Origin of the sequence: Streptomyces sp. NPDC047971, from assembly GCF_040653355.1 — a bacterium.
In the GTDB taxonomy this organism is placed as follows: domain Bacteria; phylum Actinomycetota; class Actinomycetes; order Streptomycetales; family Streptomycetaceae; genus Streptomyces.
Genome location: NZ_JBEZNW010000039.1, coordinates 1 through 16991, shown reverse-complemented (window position 1 = coordinate 16991; position 16991 = coordinate 1). Strand labels below are relative to the sequence as shown.

Here is a 16991-nt window from a genome sequence, read left to right as displayed (position 1 = left end):
CTCATGGTAAGTCCATGAGTACGGACAGTGGCTAGTGGTCTGCGGGGCCCAATTGCGCGGCGACCGGCAGTGGATTGCCGGGGTGTCGTACCCAGCCCTCAGACGATCGAACCGTCCACGAAGCACCAGCGCCAGCGTTCGTTCGGCTCGAAGGTCCGCATCACCGGGTGCCCGGTGGTCGAGAAGTGCCCGGTGGCGTGCCGCCCCGAGGAGGAGTCGCAGCACCCCACGTGCCCGCAGCTGAGGCAGATCCGCAGCTGGACGGGGTGGGTGCCGTCGGCCAGGCATTCGGGACAGGTGTCGGTCAGCGGCGCCGGTTCGGGGCGCGGCATTTCGGCAACGTGCGGGCACTCGCTCATGATGGCCAGGTTACGTGCTGGAACCAGACGGGGACGGGGCCGAGGAATGGACGCACTGCAGCTGGTGGGACTCGTTGCGGCCAGCGCCGTGGTGGCGGGGCTGGCCCGCCGGACACCCGTACCGGCACCGCTGCTCCTGGTGGCCGCCGGCCTCGCGGCCTCGTACGTCCCGGGCGTTCCGGACTACGCCCTCGACCCGCACATCGTCCTTCCGCTCATCCTGCCCCCGCTCCTCTACACGGCGGCGGTGGACTCCTCGTACCTGGACCTGCGGGCCAACATCCGGCCCGTCGCCCTGCTCTCCGTCGGGTACGTCCTCTTCGCCACCGTGGCCGTCGGCTGGCTCGCCTACGTCCTCGTCCCCGACCTGCCGCTGACCGCCGCGCTCGTGCTGGGCGCGGTCGTCGCGCCGCCGGACGCGGTCGCGGCGACGGCGATCGCCCGCAAGCTGGGGCTGCCCAACCGGATCACCACCATCCTCCAGGGCGAGTCGCTGGTGAACGACGCCACCGCCATCACCGCCTTCAAGGTGGCGCTCGCCGCCGCCGTCGGGGAGGGCATCAGCTGGGCGGGCGGCATCGGCGAGTTCGCGCTCGCGGCGATCGGCGGCATCGGCGTGGGTCTGGTCCTGATGGTCCCCATCCACTGGCTCCGCTGCCGGCTCGGCGAGGCGCTGCTGCAGAACACCCTCTCGCTGCTGATCCCCTTCGTCGCCTACGCGGCGGCGGAGGAGGTCGGCGCCTCCGGTGTCCTCGCGGTGGTCGTCGTCGGCCTCTTCCTCGGACACCGCAACTGGCAGGTGGACTTCGCGACCCGGCTCCAGGAGGAGGCCGTGTGGAAGATGGTCGCCTTCATCCTGGAGTCCGCCGTCTTCGCCCTGATCGGGCTGCAACTGCCGTACGTCGTCCAGGGCCTCGGGCGGTACGGGGTCGGCGAGGCGATCGGGTACGCGGTCGGGGTCTTCGTGGCCGTGGTCGTCGTCCGCTTCGTCTGGGTGTACCCCGCCACCTTCCTGCCGCGCCGGCTGTCGGCGCGGATCAGGGAAAGGGAGCCGGGGGTGGACTGGAGGGCGCCGTTGATCGTCGGCTGGGCCGGCATGCGCGGTGTCGTCTCCCTCGCCATCGCCTTCTCCATCCCGGTGATGACGGACGGGGTGGAGTTCCCCGCCCGCAACCTCGTCCTCTTCCTCACCTTCACGACCGTGATCGGCACGCTCGTCGTGCAGGGGCTCACGCTGCCGCCGCTCATCAGGTTCCTGAAGCTCCCCGGCCGGGACGCGTACCAGGAGACCCTGGCGGAGGCCCAGGCGCAGAGCGAGGCGTCCCGCGCCGCGGAGGAGCGTCTCGACGCCCTGCTGGGCGACGAGAGCAACGCCCTGCCCCAACCGCTGGCCGAACGGCTCCGCACGGTCCTGGAGCGGCGCCGCAACGCCGTCTGGGAACGCCTCGGCGCGGTCAACGAGGTCACGGGGGAGACCGCCGACGACACCTACCGGCGGCTGGCGCGGGAGATGATCGAGGCCGAGCGCGAGGTCTTCGTGCGGCTGCGGGACGAGCGCCGCATCGACGACGAGATGATGCGCACCCTGCTGCGCCGCCTGGACCTGGAGGAGGCGGCTGCCTATCGCGAGGGGACCGACTGAGGTCAGGAAGGACTACCCGTGACCACCGCGGCGACGGTCGTTCCCGGGGCGAACGTGCCCTCCTCGGCCATGACGACGAGCCCGTGGAGCATTTTGGCGACATACAGCCGCTCGATGGCGAGTCCATGCCGCGCTTCGAAGTCCTGCGCGAACGCGTCGAGGGCGGGGGTCGTGCGGGCGTAGCCGCCGCCGTGGAAGCGCTCGTCCAGGCTCCAGTCGCCGCGCGGACCGCCGAAGGCGGCGTGCTGGAGGGCGCGTATCCCGTCGCCCAGGAAGCCGCCCTTGAGGACCGGGACGCCGAGGGCCCGCTGTCCGGGACCCAGCCCGGCCGCCAGGCCCGCCAGCGTGCCTCCCGTGCCGCAGGCGACGGCGACCACGTCGGCCGCCCCGCGCAGTTCGCGTCCGAGCTCCACGCACCCCTCGACGGCGAGGGTGTTGCTGCCGCCCTCGGGGACGACGTACGGGGCGTCCGCGGGGGCCGCGCCCGCGGCGCCGCACGCCTCCGCCGCAAGGTCCAGGACGCGCGCGAGCACCGCCGGATCCGCCTTCGCCCGGTACGTGGACCGGTCCACGAACACCAGCCGCATCCCGTCCGCGGCGCACCGCGCCAGCGAGGGGTTCAGCGGGCGGCCCGCGAGCTCGTCCCCCCGGACGACCCCGATCGTGCCGAAGCCGAGGAGCCGGCCGGCGGCTGCCGTGGCACGCAGATGGTTGGAGTACGCGCCGCCGAAGGTGAGCACCGGGCGGCCGTCGGCCGCGCGCAGATTGAGCACCAGCTTGCGCCACTTGTTGCCCGGCAGGTCCGGGTGGATCAGGTCGTCGCGCTTGAGCAGCAGCCGCAGGCCACGGCGGGCGAAGCGCTCGTCCTCGACCGGCTCCAGGGGGGACGGGAGCCGGGGCCGCAGCCGGGAGGGGTCGAACGCGTTCACCCGGCCATTGTCTACCGGAGGCGCTCCGCGATGCGCTCCCGCATCGAGGCCATCGTGAAGCCGCGCGGATCCACCTTGCCGGGCTGCCACTCCAGGTGGCCGATCACCGAGCGGTGGGTCCAGCCGTGCACCCGGCACACGGCCGCCGCGGCCTTCTCGATCGCCTCCAGCTGGACCTTCGGCCACGGGTCCTTGCCGTCCCCGAGGTTCTCGCACTCGAAGCCGTAGAAGTGGCGGTTGCCGTCGGTCGTGGCCTCGTTGTCCGGTGGCAGGCGCTGCTCGGCGATGACCGCGCGCAGGACGTCGTCGTCGCCGGCCCCGGCGTGATTGGCGCGGCCGTAGCCGACCAGGTGGACCCTGCCGTCCTTGGCGATCACGCCGTGGCAGAGCGGTCCGGGCAGGGCGCTGTGGCCGTCCCGGCAGAGCCGGACGGTGTTCGCGGTGCCCCGGGTCACGGTGTGATGGATCATCACGCCGTGGACGGGGCCCCAGGGACCCTTGTGGTTGCGGTTGTGCGTGCGCCAGTCGCCGACCTGGACGACCGTCAGGCCCTCGTCGCGCAGCGCGTCGAGGAACCTGCTGGCGGACATGGGTGGGGCCATGGCCGACTCCTTCGGGAGAGCGGAACGGGACGGAACCGATTACCGGAGTACCGGAGCGGCAGGCTCCGGTCCACCCGTTCGGGCCGTGTGCGAGCCGATCCGGACACTCCGCCGCGTGAGGGGCGGAGGCGTGCTGTTCGAGTGGAAACCGGATGACATGCCCAACCGGGAGTGATCCACTCCCACTCATTTGTGTAATGGCGCGCCCACTCTCCGTGCTGAAAGGCTTCCCTTTGCAGCTCAGTCATATCGAGAGGGAGTTCCATGTCCGTTGGTTCGGTTGGCGACGAGGTCCGCGCGGAACAGGCAAGCCCGCAGCAGAGTCTCGGTACCGCCGCCGCGCGGAACCTGGCGACCACCACCAAGTCGGCCCCGCAGATGCAGGAGATCACCTCCCGGTGGCTGCTGCGGGCGCTGCCGTGGGTGCAGGTCCAGGGCGGTACGTACCGGGTGAACCGGAGGCTCAGCTACTCCGTGGGTGACGGACGCGTCACCTTCGTGCAGACCGGAGAGCGTGTCGCGGTGATCCCCGCCGAGCTCGGCGAACTCCCGGCGCTGCGTGGCTACGAGGACGAGGAGGCGCTCACCGAACTCGCCTCGCGGTGCCGCCAGCGGCAGTACGCGGCGGGAGAGGTGATCGCCACCGCCGGCGAGCCCACCGACCGCGTCCACCTCCTCGCGCACGGCAAGGTCGAGCAGATCGGCGAGGGGCCGTACGGCGACGAGGCGATCCTCGGGGTGCTCGCCGACGGCGCCTACTTCGGCGACAGCTCGCTGACCCACGAGGACGCCGTCTGGGAGTGGACCGCCCGCGCGGCCACCACCTGCACGGTCCTCGAACTCACCCGCGACGACGTGCGCAACCTCGCCGAGCGGGCCGGGTCGCTCGCCACCCACCTCGCGGGTGTCGCGGCACTGCCCCACCAGCGCACCAACAAGTACGGCGAGGCCGAGATCGACCTCTCCGCGGGCCATGTCGGCGAGGCCGTCGTCCCGCACACGTACGTGGACTATGACGCCTCCCCGCGCGAGTACGAACTGTCCGTCGCGCAGACCGTGCTGAAGGTCCACAGCCGCGTCGCCGACCTGTACAACCAGCCGATGAACCAGACCGAGCAGCAGTTGCGGCTCACGGTCGAGGCGCTGCGCGAGCGCCAGGAGCACGAGCTCGTCAACAACCGGGAGTTCGGTCTCCTCGCCAACTGCGACTACGGCCAGCGGCTCCAGCCGCACGACGGCGTGCCGAGCCCGGACGACATGGACGAGCTCCTCTCCCGCCGCCGGGGGTCGAAGATGTTCCTCGCCCACCCGCGCGCCATCGCCGCGTTCGGGCGCGAGTGCAACCGGCGCGGACTGGTGCCCGAGTCCATCGAGATCAACGGCAACCGGATCCCGACCTGGCGCGGGGTGCCGATCTACCCGTGCAACAAGATCCCGGTCTCGGACGCCCGGACCACCTCGATCATCTGCATGCGTACGGGCGAGGCCGACCAGGGCGTGATCGGACTCCACCAGACGGGCATCCCGGACGAGATCGAGCCCAGCCTGTCCGTCCGCTTCATGGGCATCGACGAGCAGGCGATCATCTCCTACCTGGTCACGGCCTACTACTCGGCGGCGATCCTCGTCCCCGACGCCCTGGGAGTCCTGGAGAACGTGGAGGTCAGCCGCTGGCGCTGACGCGCCGATCCGGAACATCGCCGATCCGGGGCGGGGGCCGCACGGGCCCCCGCCCGGCTCGGCCCCGTGCCGTGAAAGGACCCAAGACGGAGGGAACCAACGTGACCGCAGCTCGGGCGGACGGCGGGGCCGAGACCCGGCGTGCCGTGGCGCTCCTCGACCGGACGCGCACCGTCGTCCATCCCCAACTGCGTTCGACCATCGAGTCGTTGCCCGGGTCCATACGCAAGGTGGCCATGTACCACTTCGGCTGGGAGCGGGCGGACGGCTCCCCGGACGTCGGGCAGACGGGCAAGGCGATCCGGCCTGCCCTGGTGCTCGCCGCCGCGCGGGCGCTCGGCGGCGATCCGGAGTCCGCGGTGGGTGCGGCCGCCGCGGTGGAGCTCGCCCACAACTTCACCCTGCTCCACGACGACATCGTGGACGAGGACCCGACCCGCAGGCACCGGGCCACGGCCTGGACGGTGTTCGGCATCCCGGACGCGCTGATGGCGGGGGACGCCATGCTCGCGCTCGCCCTGCGCCTCCTCGCCGAGGACGGGCACCCGGCCTCGGCCGCCGCCTCGGCCCGGCTCGCCGCCTGTGTGATCGAGCTGTGCGCCGGCCAGCAGGCGGACTGCGCCTTCGAGCGGCGCGGGCCGCACGAGGTCTCGCTGGACGAGTGCATGGCGATGGCCACGGCCAAGACCGGGGCCCTGCTGGGGTGTTCCTGCGCCCTCGGCGCGCTCTACGCGGGCGCGGGTGAGGAGGAGGTCGCGGCCATGGACGCGTTCGGCCGGGAGGCCGGGCTGGCGTTCCAGCTCATCGACGATCTGATCGGGATCTGGGGCGACCCCGAGCGCACGGGCAAGCCGGCCGGCGCCGATCTCGTCGCGCACAAGAAGTCGCTGCCGGTGGTGGCCGCGCTCGCCTCGGGGACCGAGGCGGGCGAGCGGCTGGCCGAGCTGTACACCCGCGCGGAATGGGACGCCCCGGCCGTACGGGCGGCGGCGGACGCGGTCGAGCGCGCGGGCGGCCGGGACTGGGCGCAGGCCCAGGCGGCCGACCGGATGGCCCGGGCGGTCCAGCAGCTCTCCCTGGCGGTGCCAGATCTGACGGCGGCGGGGGACCTGCTGGCCCTGGCGGAGTTCGTCACGCGCCGGACGCGCTGACCGGTCGGTCCTCCGGGACGATCCGGTGGACCACGGTCTCGATGAGGGCGTCCAGGTCGCGGTCGTCGTGGAGGTCCGGGACGGTGAAGTGGTCGAAGAGCAGGCCGTTCAGGGCGAAGTAGAGCAGCCGGACCGTGTCCGCGTCGCCCGGCATCCGTGCTTCGAGGTGCATGCGGATGTTGGAGGAGAGGTCGGCGCGCAGCACCTCCGTGAGCCGGTCCCGCAGTTCGGGGCGGCGGGTGGCCTCCAGGCGGAGTTCGAACAGGCCCAGATAGCAGGAGCGTTCTGCGGCCATCCGCTGGGCGAGCCACCGCATCAGCTCGACGACCAGCTCCCGGCTGGGCTCCGGCCGCAGGGCCGTGTCGACGGTGCCCGGCTCGGGGGTGAGCCGTACGAAGATCCGGTCGCCGACCTGGGACAGCAGCTGGTCCCTGTCGGTGAAGTAGTTGGACGAGGTGCCCGTGGGCACACCCGCCCGGGCGTCCACCGCCCGGAAGGTGAGCCCACGGGCACCCTCGTCCGCGAGTACGTCGATCGCCGCGTCGAGCAACGTCGCGCGCCGCTCGGGATTCCTTGCCACCGGACCTCCTGATTCCACTTCTCTTCGGACGATAGCCCTTGCGCAACCACTACAGGTGAAGCACTATAGCTGTCGTGGTTGCGGCTCGCAGTCACATCCGAGAGAAGAAGAGGACCGGTTTGCGCAAGCTCACCTACTACATCGCGTGCACCATCGACGGCTTCATCGGCGACCCCAAGGGGGACGCCACGTCCCTGTACAAGTTCGTGGACGCGCCGTACCTGGAGTACATGAACGGCGCGTACCCGGAGACCATCCCCGCACAGGGGCGTGAGGCGCTCGGGATCGACGCGGCCAACAAGCGGTTCGACACCGTCGTCCAGGGCCTCGGCTCGTACCAGCTCGCCCTGGACATCGGCGTCACCAGCCCGTACGGGCACATGCGGGAGCTCGTCGCGACCCGCTCGCTCACCGAGTCGCCCGACCCGAACGTCGAGCTGATCGCCGACGACCTCGTCGGCCGGATCCGCGAGCTGAAGGCCGAGGACAGCCCGCTCGACATCTGGCTCTGCGGCGGCTCGCAGATCGCCGGAGAGCTCATCGAGGAGATCGACGAGCTGATCATCAAGACGTACCCGCAGGTCTACGGCTCCGGCATGCCGATGTTCGGCGCCGGCTTCGAGCCCCGCGACTTCGAACTGGGCGAGGTGCGCACCTTCGACAACGGCGTGCTCGTCCGCACGTACACCAGGAAGCGGTGACGAGGGGAGCGCCCTACCCTGGGTGGTATGGGCAGCCGAACCCCGCACACCGTACGGGACCCGCAGGCCACGCCCACGTGCCCGGCCTGCGGTCAGTCCCTCGCCATCGTCGCGAAGCGGCACAAGGTCCTGGGGGCCTGGGTGCCGGAGTGGGAAGTGCAGCCGTGCCGCAACCACGCGTGCGAGCTGTGCGTCGACCATGAGGGGGCCGTCCGGGACGACGGCGGCCCCGAGGGGACCGGAACGGAGATCCCCAAGAGTGGTGCGGAAGCCGCTACCACGCACGTGACCGGCAAGAACGTCGAGACCGGGAGAAGTCCGGCCACGGGGTGACCGGACGCGCGAAGGGGCCGGTCAGACCGCTACAGTCCGCGCATGTCATCGGAGTCGTCAGAAATCTGGGCCGGTTGGTACCGGGACCGCAGCGGCGCGGAAGCGATCGTGATCACGGCGGGCGGGAGCCAGGTGTCCACCCGCATCAGGGGAGTCGAGTACACGGGCGCGACCTTCGCCGCCCTGCGCGCGACGGGCGAGGGCGGCGCGGCCCTCACCGGCTGTGTCCTGGAGTGGGACCTGCCGCTCCCCGTCGTCGTCGACGGCGCCACCCAGCGGGCCACCCTCGCCTGTCTGCTGACGCTCGGTGAGCGCGTGGACCTGAGCCTGACCCTGCACTACGGCGGCGCCGCCATCGAATCCGGCATCGCCGGGGGCGACTTCGACGAGGCCCTGGAGCGGGTGAGGCGCCAGCTCCCGGACGGGGCCGCGTTCGGCCGCGAGGTCCGTCAGCCCGCCTGACACGGGGCCGAGGGGCCGGCCACGTCGCCGACGTCTGCCGCCGACGCGGGCCGCGGCGCACGGATCACACGAGGCCGTTCCAGCCCCAGCGCGGGGTGGGGCCGGGTTCGCCGAGGTCCGTGCCCGGCTCCGACGCCGAGACGTCCTTGGCGATCCTGGTTCCCCAGTCGAAGTACTCCACCACCCGGCGGCGCAGCAGCTCGTCGTCCGGCAGCTCCTTCTCCACCGCCGCGGTCATCAGCTCCATCCAGCGCGCCCGCTGCTCCTCCGTGATGCCGAGCCCGAGGTGGGCGCGGAGCAGGGCCTGGTGACCGCCCAGTTCCGCCGTGAAGTCGGCGGGTCCCGAGAAGACCTCCGCCAGCCATACGGCGACGTGCTCGACATGGGCGGAGGTGAAGTCGGCGAAGACGGGCGCGAGAAGCGGGTCGGCCAGGACCGCCTCGTAGAACGTGCCGGACAGCCGGCGCAGCGCGTCGGAGCCGCCCACGGCCTCGTACAGGGTGTTCGCGTGCTCGGCGGTCATGGAACGCCTCCGATGTCCGGGATGTGGGTCCCCAGCTTTCCCTCGACTCGGCCCGGATCCAAGGATGTTCGCTCTCGGCGGGGCGAACGGCAGGAGGCCGTCCGCCCCGCCGAGGCGCTTGCCCCGGTGGCTCAGAAGTTCTTCACGGCCGAGGCGAGGCCGTTGCGCCACAGCTGGTCGACGCGCGCCCGCTCCTGGGCGTTGGGCTGGGCGTTCTGGCAGGAGGTGCCCGGGCCGCCGCCGGACATCAGCTCGCTGCACGGACCCGAGTAGTGGTCGGGGAGACCGAGGACGTGCCCGGTCTCGTGGGCGGTGACGCGGGTGGAGTTGTACTGCTGGTTCTGCCGGTAGTCGAGGAAGATGTAGCCGTTGCCGTGCCCGTCGGTGCTGGCGTACGAACCGCGCGAGTCATTGCCCTCGTAGTAGCGGAAGTCGGGGTTGCTGCCCTCCACCAGCCGTACGTTGACGACCGAGCTGTTCCATATCTGGGTGCTGCGGGCGATCTGGGTGCGGAAGCTCGGTGCGTTGGCGGCGCTGTACACGACGGTGACGGCGGCCGCGCTGGGGTTGGCGGCCCGCTTCTTCGCCACGGACTTCATCACCGCTTCGTGGAACGCCTTCGTCGCCCTGGCGTCCTCGGCGGACCCGGCGTACGCCGCGTGGCCGGCGGTGGCGACGGTGGTGTCGGCGGGCGCGGCGGAGGCGGTGGGGGCGCCCAGCGCGGCGGCGAGTCCGAGACCGAGGGTCGCGGCGAGCGAGGTGGTGAGGACCTTGGGGTGTCTCATGGGGGGTGGCTCCTCCTGGTCGGTTGGAGAGAGTGTCGGGGGAGCCGGGGGCGGTGCGGATGATGGCAGCAGGGGATAGCGCGAAGGCATCATCACGTGCCGGGACGAGTCTGAACTACCCTCGAAATAAAGGGAATTGGTGTGACGAGGGTGTCTGGTGCGACCCCTGCCGCCGCCCTACCCTCGGGGCATGGAGCTGGAGGTGAGACATCTGCGCGTACTCTGCGCCATCGCGGAGACGGGCAGTCTGCACAAGGCCGCACGCCAACTGGGCATGAGCCAGCCCTCGTTGACGACCCAGCTGCGCCGGATCGAGAACGCCCTCGGCGCGGAGCTCTTCACGCGCGGCCGCACCGGCTGCCGCCCGACGCCACTCGGCCGCTCGGTGCTCAGCAGGGCACGCCCGCTCGTCGAGCAGATGGCCACGCTGATCACCGAGGCCAGGTCCGCGGCGGCCGGCACCGACGGGCCGCGGCTGAGGGTCGGTTCGACCGCCAGCAGGGCCCTGCCCGGCTGGCTGCGACGCCTGCGCACGGGACGCCCCGGGACGGACATCGCGCTCCACATGGACGTCTCCGCCAACGCCCTGCTGCGGTCGGTCGCGGCGGGGCAGCTGGACGTGGCGTTCGTCCACGAGGTCGAGGGATGCCCGCTGCGGGTGCCGGACGGCCTGCGGGCGCGGGTCCTGGTCGAGCGGGAGCCGCAGTTCGTCTCCATGGCCCCGGACCATCCGGCCGCCGCGCAGCCCGTGGTGGACCTGACCGACCTGGCAGGGGACCGCTGGATGGTCGACCCGACGGTGGACGGCGAGTGGGACGGGCTGCGGCGCGTCCTGGCCGAGGCCGGCATCGACCCCCCGCTGCTGCACTGCGACTACCACACGGCCGCCTCCCTCATCGTGCTCGGCGAAGCCGTGGCGCCCTGCCAGCCGACATCGTTGCCACGGGAGGACCTGGCGATCCGCCCGCTGCGCGACGACCCCCTGGCCGTACGACTGCTGCTGTACGCCCGCGAGGCGGCGCTGCTCGACCCGCTCTACGACGACCTGGCGGCGGCCTACCGCGAGGCGGCGCTGCGGGCGGCGCCGTACCGGCGGTGGCTGCGCAGGAACGGAATGTCGGTGGGGCCGGGCATGATGACCGCATGACGCCGAGAACACGGACGGAGGGGCCCCGCGCCCGCACCGCCGCCGAGGGAGGTCCGCGTTGAGCACGGCACGCGTACGGCATGCGCTTCCGGGGGATCTGGACCGGGTCGCCGAGCTGGCCGCCGAGCACGCCGCGTACGAGAAGGCCACGCCCCCGGCTCCGGGCCTCGCGGACCGTCTCGCCCGCCTCCTCTTCGGCCCCGAACCGTCCCGCCTGCGCTGCCTGGTGGCCGAACTCCCCGACGGCCGCCTCGCCGGCTACGCCACGTGCGCCCCCGAACTCTCCACCTGGGACGGCGCCGAGTACCTCCACATGGACTGCCTCTACCTCTCCGCGACGGAACGCGGCCTGGGGCTGGGACCGCTCTTCATGGAGGCCCTGCGCGCGGAGGCCCGGGCCCTCGGCCTGACGGAGATCCAGTGGCAGACCCCGGCCTGGAACGAGGGCGCGATCCGCTTCTACGACCGCCTGGGCGCCACCTCGAAGCCGAAGCTCCGCTACTCCCTCCCGGCGGAGCCGCCCCGATGACCGCCTGGCGCGTCCGCTCCGCCGATGGTCTCGTCGGCGAGATCGCCGTGGACGGCGGAGACTTCCCGTGGCTCAGCGGCCGCTTCACCCCCGGCCCGGCGTACGACTCCGTGAAGGAGCTCTTCGCACGCGAACTCACGCTGCTCGAACCGCTCCTCGAAGGCTCCGACGACGAGGCCGCGGCGGTCGACGCCTGGGAGTCCGCCTACGACGCGGTACGGGCCGCGGTGTCCCTGGAGTCCCCGGACGGCCCGGTCCCCGAGTTCCTGCTGCACATCGAGGGCCCCGACGCCTGGTTCCGCTGGTCCCCGGAGCCGTTCGAGGACTGACAGCCCGCCCGGCCCCTCGCCGCCCCACGGGCCCACGGCACCGAGCCGCACGCCGCGCAAGCCGAAGGGGCCGGAGGCGTACGAGATCACCTGCCTCGGCGACATCCTTGTCTGTCGCCGGTGACATCAGCGCTGTGGCGGCCAGGGTCCGTCGAGCAGGCGTCGTGCCTCCTCGACGATCGAGTCCGCCAGGGGTTCCCGGTCGCCGAGTCGGATCGCCGCCCAGTCGTTGTACGCCGCGGTCTGGTCGACCAGCGGCCTGAGCGTCTGCGGCTTGGCCAAAGCGCCCCACCCTTCGTACGTGATCAAGTCACCGCCGGCGCCGGGGGCCAGGCTGCCGTTCACGATCAGCCGGAGCCACCAGCGGACGAGTTCCCAGCGAGCCACCTCCCAAGGGAGGCCGGTGGTGTCGGCCGGGAGGTCCTGGAGCAGGCCCAGTTCGTCAAGGACCTGGTCGAAAACGGCGTCGGCCTGCTCGTGCTCGGAGCGTGACAGGCCGGCGAGGAGGGGGAGGGACTCCGTCTCGACGTCGAGAACCAGGGCCGTGAGGCCGGCTTCGATGAGCTGCTCTGGGCGGTGTCGTCGGCCGATCAGGCGTTCCAGGGCCAGCATCCTGATGCAGTCGACGGCCTCCTGCGCGGTCGTGGCGTACGGCGAGAACGGTGTGGGCAGTGAGACGTCGATGCCCGGACCGCCCTCGACGAAGTACGACCAGAAGTCGACGGTCGCGTGGGCGAGGAGGCCGCTCGCCCGGCCGACGAATTCGTGCTGTATGTAGTCGGTGAGGTCGTTCCCGTACAGGATGATGTCGGTCTGGTAGACGGACAGGACAGGGTGCCCGTACTCGCCCGCCGTGCCGGGCAGGTAGCGGTGTCCGTAGACCGGAACCAGTTGCGGCACGCTCTTCAGCTCGGTCCTCGCGACACGCAGTGCCTCGGACGTCTCCGTCGGCCTCGACGGCCAGGCGGGATGCCAGAACACGTTGTGCTCCACGTCGAAGAGCACGCCCTCCACCGGCCAGGCCAGTCGCTCGGCCAGGTCCCCAGGGTCGCCGTCGCGCCAGTCGGGCCACCGCGACGAGCCGTGCGGGAGCCCGGCGGAGAGGAAGACCCGGTGGTCGGCCGAGAAGGTGAATCCGAACCGTGTCTCGACCGCATCGAGTTCCCGCTCGGTGAGCCCCGGTCCGATCTCGGTTCGGAGCATGCCCTGAAGGGCACGGGCGGCGTCCAGGGTCAGTGGTGGGGTCGGCGACGCGTTCACACCTGCCAGCGTAATGAGCGGTACGGCCGCACATAGCCGAAGGTTGTGGCAGTCCGCTTTCTCGTCGAAAATTCGCTGCTAGGGCCTGCAACGATCTCGGTAACGTGGCGCTATGACTGACAGGGAAGAGCCGCAGGTCCTTGCGAACAGAGGGGCCGAGATTTCGGACCCGTCGCGGGGAGGGCGTGGGATCTCCCGGGACCTCTGCTCCTGCCTCGACCGGTCCAGACCCCATCCACGGGCCCGCGTCGGGTTCCACGCCGAGAGGCAGGACCCCACCGCGCCAGGCTGGCGGCATCTGCTGGAGCTGGTCGAGGAGGCCGCCGCCGACGGGCGCGAGGAGTTCAAGCCGTTGATCGAGCTGAGTCCGGCGGAGCGGCGCCAGGTCGTCACCCTGCCGCCGACCATCGCCAAGCTGACGGCGGTCAAGCACCTCGTGCTCTACGGCAGCAACCTGGTCCGGCTACCGCCCGAGATCGGGGCAATGACCAGCCTGGAGGAATTCACCCCGTACACGTCCTACCGGCTGCACTGGTTCCCCTACGAGATCACCCGCTGCCGACGATTGACCCGCAGTACGGTGAGCACGCGAGCCCTCTTCGGCAACTTCAAACTCCGCCCGCCCTTCCCGAAGCTAACGTCTTCTCCGGACTCGCTCACAGGTCTTGAGCCAGAACGACTGGATGCGGGGCGCTGGGGTTTCACAGCACTCAAAGGCTGCAGCGTCTGCGACGACCCGATCGCACACGGCGGACTCCAGCAGGTGTGGATCTCCCTGCGCGTGGCCACAGACGTGTTGCCGCTGCTGGTCAACGCCTGCTCGGCGGAGTGCGTCGCCTCCCTCCCAGGCGGTGCTGACAACTACATCCCCACAGCTCACAAGGGTGGTCCGGTCGACCAGCCGGCGTCCTCCTGGGACTGATCGGTAGGACGGCCAGCGGAAGCTCGACTGGCCCTCGTCGTCCTCGCCGGATCAGGGCTGCGCATCGGTGAGCCGCTCGGCCTGAAGGTGTCAGACGTCGACTTCGAAGCCGGCGCCATCCGCGTCGAGCCGCAGCGGCTCCAGTTGCGGAAGCTCGGCCCGCCGAAGACCGCCAAGTCCCGGCGTGCGGTTCCAGTCGGCGAGGTCGTCACCGACGCGCGTCCGCCGTCATGACGCTGCGGATCCACGCGCACCTGTGGGCGAGGGGAGGAGGCCGCGCCCGGGCCGTCATGGACGCCGGGCCCAGCCACCGAGCCGCACGCCGCGCAAGCCGAAGGGGCCCGTCCGGGATCGCCGGGCGGGCCCCTTCGGGCGGTGCTTCGAGCGCGGAAGGTCAGGCCTTCTTCGTCTCCCAGAAGATCCGGTCGACCTCGGCGATGAGCTCCAGCGCCTTCTCGCCCGTCTTCGGGTCCGTCGACGCCTTGGCGGCCGAGAGGGCCTTCAGGGTGTCGTTGATGAGCTGGTGCAGCTCCGGGTACTTCTCGAAGTGCGGGGGCTTGAAGTAGTCGCTCCACAGCACCGAGATGTGGTGCTTGGCGAGCTCCGCGCGCTGCTCCTTGATGACCGTGGCACGCGCGCGGAAGTGCGCGTCCTCGTTGGCCTGGTACTTCTCCTGGACGGCCTTGACCGACTCGGCCTCGATCCGGGCCTGGGCCGGGTCGTAGACACCGCAGGGGAGGTCGCAGTGGGCGCTGACCTTCACCTTGGGGGCAAACAGGCGGGAGAGCATTGAGCTGTCCTTCCTCGTGATCGTCTTCTCAGGTGGGAGATTACTCCCCGAGAAGGCTGTTTTCGCGAGCGCCCCCTGGGGCTTAGGGCAAAAGTCCAGGGTCGGTATGCGACTCGTGTACGAGTGGACGACGGGATCGGGAGGTGCCGGATGACGGAGGCGGGGCGGGAGCCGGGACGGGGGGCCGGGCCGATGTTCGGGATCGCCGAGGTGACAGGGGTGTCCATGGTGCCCACGCTCCTCCACGGCGACCAGCTCCTCGTGCACTACGGCGGACGGTTGCGCCCGGGGAGCGTGGCGGTCCTGCGTCACCCGCTCCAGCAGGACCTGCTCATCGTCAAGCGGCTGATCGAGCGACAGCCCGCCGGCTGGTGGGTGCTCGGGGACAATCCGGACACCGAGGGCGACAGTCGGGTCTTCGGCGCGGTACCCCCCGAGCTGGTGCTCGGACGAGTGCGGGCGAGGTACCGGCCCGTCACCCCCGGGCGTCAGCGGTCGGTCGGCGTGGTGCTCTCCTGGCTGTTCTCCGCGCTCAGGCCGGTGTGGTCGGACCGGTCGGCCTCCAGGCGCTTGCGGGCCCGGTAGGCGGCCACGTTGGCGCGGGTCGCGCAGCGGTCCGAGCAGTAGCGGCGGGAGCGGTTGGTCGAGGTGTCGAGGTAGGCGTTGCGGCAGGGGGACGCCTGGCAGAGACCGAGCCGGTCGGCGCCGAACTCCGTGAGGTGGAAGGCGAGACCCATCGCCGCGATCGCCGCGTATCCCGAGGTCGCGTTCGAGGGGTGGTCGGCGAGGTGCATGTGCCAGCGCGGATGGCCCTCGTCGTCCAGGTAGTCGTGCCCGGAGATCTGCGGGCTGACCGGGAACTCCAGAAGCAGGGAGTTCAGCAGGTCCACCGCCTGGGTGTGGTCCCCCTCGTCCGCCGCGGTGAAGACCGCCCGCAGCCGGGCCCGGACCGAGCGGAAGCGCGTGACGTCGCTGTCCGTCGCCCGCCGGGCCATCTGCGAGGCCGCGCCGAAGAGCTCCCGGACCGCCTCGACCGAGGTGAGGGAGTCCTTGTTGCGGGCCGGCTCCTCGGTGTTGACCAGACGCACGGCGTAATCCGAGTAATAGGCCAGTTCCACTTGTAGTCCTTACGGCGGAGGTCTAGTGTCGGGTGCGGGAGGGGTAATGGACGTTACCCATCCGAGGGTATTACGGAGAGGGTGGAGGACGCGATGACGGACGCGGCGACGACCGGAACCGACTGGGCGGCCTGGCAGCAGAGCTGGGACCGTCAGCAGGAGTGGTACATGCCGGACCGCGAGGAGCGGTTCCGCGTGATGCTGGACATGGTCGAGGCCGTGGTGGGGCCGGAGCCCCGCGTCCTGGACCTGGCGTGCGGTACAGGGAGTATTACGGATCGGCTGCTCAAGCGGTTCCCGAAGGCGACCAGCGTCGGTGTGGACCTCGACCCCGCCCTGCTCGCCATCGCCGAGGGGTACTTCGCCGGCGACGAGCGCGTCACCTTCGTGACCGCCGACCTCAAGGACCCGCGCTGGGCCACCGGGCTCCCGCACGACTCGTACGACGCCGTGCTCACCGCGACCGCGCTGCACTGGCTCCACACCGAGCCGCTCACCGCGCTGTACGGGCAGCTCGCGGGTCTCGTCCGCGACGGCGGCGTCTTCATGAACGCCGACCACATGATCGACGAGACCACCCCCCGGATCAACGCCGCCGAGCGGGCCCACCGCCATGCCGTCATGGACCGCGCCAAGGCGGCCGGCGCCCTGGACTGGGCGGAGTGGTGGGCCGTGGCCGCCAAGGACCCGGTCCTCGCCGAGCCGACCGCCCGCCGCTTCGAGATCTACGGCGAGCACGCCGACGGCGACATGCCGTCCTCGCGCCGCCACGCCGAGATCCTCCGCGCCGCCGGCTTCGCCGAGGCCCGGCCGGTCTGGGCCTCGCCCTCGGACACCCTCGTGCTGGCCGTGAGGTAGCGCGTACGAGAAGGGGCGGTACGGACATCCCGTACCGCCCCTTCCTCGTTCGTCCCGCTACAGCACCTTGGAGAGGAATGCCTTGGTGCGGTCGTGCTGGGGGTTGCCCAGGACGTCGCGGGGGTGGCCGGATTCGACGACGACGCCGCCGTCCATGAAGACGAGGTTGTCGCCGACTTCGCGGGCGAAGCCCATTTCGTGGGTGACGACGATCATGGTCATGCCGGACTCGGCGAGGTCGCGCATGACGTCGAGGACGTCTCCGACGAGTTCGGGGTCGAGGGCGGAGGT

General features: G+C 71.3%; 21 protein-coding genes and 2 pseudogenes. 13 read left to right on the top strand and 10 right to left on the bottom strand.

The window, feature by feature from the left end:
- Positions 1 to 98: 98 nt before the first annotated feature.
- Positions 99 to 359: a UBP-type zinc finger domain-containing protein gene (locus AB0D99_RS28685; protein WP_362368440.1), complete on the bottom strand. Its 261-nt coding sequence runs from the start codon at positions 357 to 359 to the stop codon at positions 99 to 101.
- Positions 360 to 405: 46 nt separating this feature from the next.
- On the opposite strand from AB0D99_RS28685, the gene AB0D99_RS28680 reads away from it, so the two are divergent.
- Positions 406 to 2001 (top strand): Na+/H+ antiporter, encoded by a 1596-nt coding sequence (locus AB0D99_RS28680; RefSeq protein ID WP_362368437.1) that lies wholly within the window; start codon positions 406 to 408, stop codon positions 1999 to 2001.
- A gap of 2 nt (positions 2002 to 2003) precedes the next feature.
- On the opposite strand, the gene AB0D99_RS28675 is transcribed toward AB0D99_RS28680, so the two are convergent.
- Together AB0D99_RS28675 and AB0D99_RS28670 are read right to left on the bottom strand one after the other, a co-directional pair.
- On the bottom strand, positions 2004 to 2930 hold the full coding sequence (locus tag AB0D99_RS28675) for a pyridoxal-phosphate dependent enzyme (RefSeq protein ID WP_362368434.1): 927 nt from the start codon (positions 2928 to 2930) through the stop codon (positions 2004 to 2006).
- Positions 2931 to 2941: 11 nt separating this feature from the next.
- On the bottom strand, positions 2942 to 3532 hold the full coding sequence (locus AB0D99_RS28670) for an N-acetylmuramoyl-L-alanine amidase (protein WP_362368431.1): 591 nt from the start codon (positions 3530 to 3532) through the stop codon (positions 2942 to 2944).
- A 264-nt stretch (positions 3533 to 3796) separates the two neighbouring features.
- On the opposite strand from AB0D99_RS28670, the gene AB0D99_RS28665 reads away from it, so the two are divergent.
- The gene (locus AB0D99_RS28665; protein ID WP_362368428.1) at positions 3797 to 5212 is read left to right on the top strand and encodes a family 2B encapsulin nanocompartment shell protein; all 1416 of its coding nucleotides are present in this window, start codon (positions 3797 to 3799) and stop codon (positions 5210 to 5212) included.
- A 101-nt stretch (positions 5213 to 5313) separates the two neighbouring features.
- Positions 5314 to 6363 carry a family 2 encapsulin nanocompartment cargo protein polyprenyl transferase gene (locus AB0D99_RS28660; RefSeq protein WP_362368425.1) on the top strand — a complete coding sequence of 350 codons (1050 nt, stop codon included), beginning with the start codon at positions 5314 to 5316 and terminating at the stop codon, positions 6361 to 6363.
- Here AB0D99_RS28660 and AB0D99_RS28655 read toward each other — a convergent pair.
- Positions 6344 to 6943 carry a TetR family transcriptional regulator gene (locus tag AB0D99_RS28655; RefSeq protein WP_362368422.1) on the bottom strand — a complete coding sequence of 200 codons (600 nt, stop codon included), beginning with the start codon at positions 6941 to 6943 and terminating at the stop codon, positions 6344 to 6346. The two genes, AB0D99_RS28660 and AB0D99_RS28655, sit on opposite strands and share 20 nt — an antisense overlap.
- 119 nt (positions 6944 to 7062) lie before the next feature.
- Between AB0D99_RS28655 and AB0D99_RS28650 the strand changes: the two genes are divergently transcribed.
- From AB0D99_RS28650 to AB0D99_RS28640, 3 genes are read left to right on the top strand one after another with little or no spacing between them, the layout of a single operon-like run.
- The gene (locus AB0D99_RS28650) at positions 7063 to 7644 is read left to right on the top strand and encodes a dihydrofolate reductase (protein ID WP_362368419.1); all 582 of its coding nucleotides are present in this window, start codon (positions 7063 to 7065) and stop codon (positions 7642 to 7644) included.
- A 27-nt stretch (positions 7645 to 7671) separates the two neighbouring features.
- Positions 7672 to 7977, top strand: coding sequence for a hypothetical protein (locus tag AB0D99_RS28645; RefSeq protein ID WP_362368416.1), 306 nt, complete (start codon positions 7672 to 7674; stop codon positions 7975 to 7977).
- Positions 7978 to 8019: 42 nt separating this feature from the next.
- Positions 8020 to 8439: a DUF6304 family protein gene (locus AB0D99_RS28640; protein ID WP_362368413.1), complete on the top strand. Its 420-nt coding sequence runs from the start codon at positions 8020 to 8022 to the stop codon at positions 8437 to 8439.
- Between the two features lie 64 nt (positions 8440 to 8503).
- Here the strand turns inward: AB0D99_RS28640 and AB0D99_RS28635 are convergent, their stop codons facing one another.
- The gene (locus tag AB0D99_RS28635; protein WP_362368410.1) at positions 8504 to 8962 is read right to left on the bottom strand and encodes a group II truncated hemoglobin; all 459 of its coding nucleotides are present in this window, start codon (positions 8960 to 8962) and stop codon (positions 8504 to 8506) included.
- A gap of 131 nt (positions 8963 to 9093) precedes the next feature.
- Entirely contained in the window at positions 9094 to 9747 is a 654-nt protein-coding gene (snpA, locus tag AB0D99_RS28630; RefSeq protein WP_362368407.1) for a snapalysin, read from the bottom strand.
- Between the two features lie 190 nt (positions 9748 to 9937).
- Between snpA and AB0D99_RS28625 the strand changes: the two genes are divergently transcribed.
- The 3 genes from AB0D99_RS28625 to AB0D99_RS28615 are packed head-to-tail and all read left to right on the top strand — an operon-like array spanning position 9938 to position 11752.
- The gene (locus AB0D99_RS28625; protein ID WP_362368405.1) at positions 9938 to 10894 is read left to right on the top strand and encodes a LysR family transcriptional regulator; all 957 of its coding nucleotides are present in this window, start codon (positions 9938 to 9940) and stop codon (positions 10892 to 10894) included.
- A gap of 58 nt (positions 10895 to 10952) precedes the next feature.
- Positions 10953 to 11423, top strand: a complete 471-nt coding sequence (locus AB0D99_RS28620; protein ID WP_362368402.1) for a GNAT family N-acetyltransferase — start codon at positions 10953 to 10955, stop codon at positions 11421 to 11423.
- Positions 11420 to 11752, top strand: a complete 333-nt coding sequence (locus AB0D99_RS28615) for a hypothetical protein (protein ID WP_362368399.1) — start codon at positions 11420 to 11422, stop codon at positions 11750 to 11752. The genes AB0D99_RS28620 and AB0D99_RS28615 overlap by 4 nt, the downstream gene beginning before the upstream one ends.
- A gap of 126 nt (positions 11753 to 11878) precedes the next feature.
- On the opposite strand, the gene AB0D99_RS28610 is transcribed toward AB0D99_RS28615, so the two are convergent.
- Positions 11879 to 13012 carry a hypothetical protein gene (locus AB0D99_RS28610; RefSeq protein ID WP_362368396.1) on the bottom strand — a complete coding sequence of 378 codons (1134 nt, stop codon included), beginning with the start codon at positions 13010 to 13012 and terminating at the stop codon, positions 11879 to 11881.
- 112 nt (positions 13013 to 13124) lie between these two features.
- Here AB0D99_RS28610 and AB0D99_RS28605 point away from each other — a divergent pair, with 112 nt between their 5' ends.
- Both AB0D99_RS28605 and AB0D99_RS28600 read left to right on the top strand, forming a co-directional pair.
- The gene (locus AB0D99_RS28605) at positions 13125 to 13934 is read left to right on the top strand and encodes a leucine-rich repeat domain-containing protein (protein WP_362368393.1); all 810 of its coding nucleotides are present in this window, start codon (positions 13125 to 13127) and stop codon (positions 13932 to 13934) included.
- Between the two features lie 24 nt (positions 13935 to 13958).
- Positions 13959 to 14153, top strand: a pseudogene (locus tag AB0D99_RS28600) (tyrosine-type recombinase/integrase); the annotation flags it as partial.
- Positions 14154 to 14328: 175 nt separating this feature from the next.
- Here AB0D99_RS28600 and sodN read toward each other — a convergent pair.
- A complete protein-coding gene (sodN, locus tag AB0D99_RS28595; RefSeq protein ID WP_137993403.1) occupies positions 14329 to 14724 on the bottom strand; it encodes a superoxide dismutase, Ni in 396 nt (131 codons plus the stop codon).
- A 150-nt stretch (positions 14725 to 14874) separates the two neighbouring features.
- Between sodN and sodX the strand changes: the two genes are divergently transcribed.
- The gene (gene sodX, locus AB0D99_RS28590; protein WP_362368389.1) at positions 14875 to 15309 is read left to right on the top strand and encodes a nickel-type superoxide dismutase maturation protease; all 435 of its coding nucleotides are present in this window, start codon (positions 14875 to 14877) and stop codon (positions 15307 to 15309) included.
- Here the strand turns inward: sodX and AB0D99_RS28585 are convergent.
- Positions 15213 to 15842, bottom strand: a complete 630-nt coding sequence (locus tag AB0D99_RS28585; protein ID WP_362368386.1) for a CGNR zinc finger domain-containing protein — start codon at positions 15840 to 15842, stop codon at positions 15213 to 15215. The two genes, sodX and AB0D99_RS28585, sit on opposite strands and share 97 nt — an antisense overlap.
- 93 nt (positions 15843 to 15935) lie before the next feature.
- Between AB0D99_RS28585 and AB0D99_RS28580 the strand changes: the two genes are divergently transcribed.
- A complete protein-coding gene (locus AB0D99_RS28580; protein ID WP_362368383.1) occupies positions 15936 to 16700 on the top strand; it encodes a class I SAM-dependent methyltransferase in 765 nt (254 codons plus the stop codon).
- 57 nt (positions 16701 to 16757) lie between these two features.
- Here the strand turns inward: AB0D99_RS28580 and AB0D99_RS28575 are convergent.
- Positions 16758 to 16991 (bottom strand): annotated as a pseudogene (locus AB0D99_RS28575) (ectoine/hydroxyectoine ABC transporter ATP-binding protein EhuA); the annotation flags it as partial.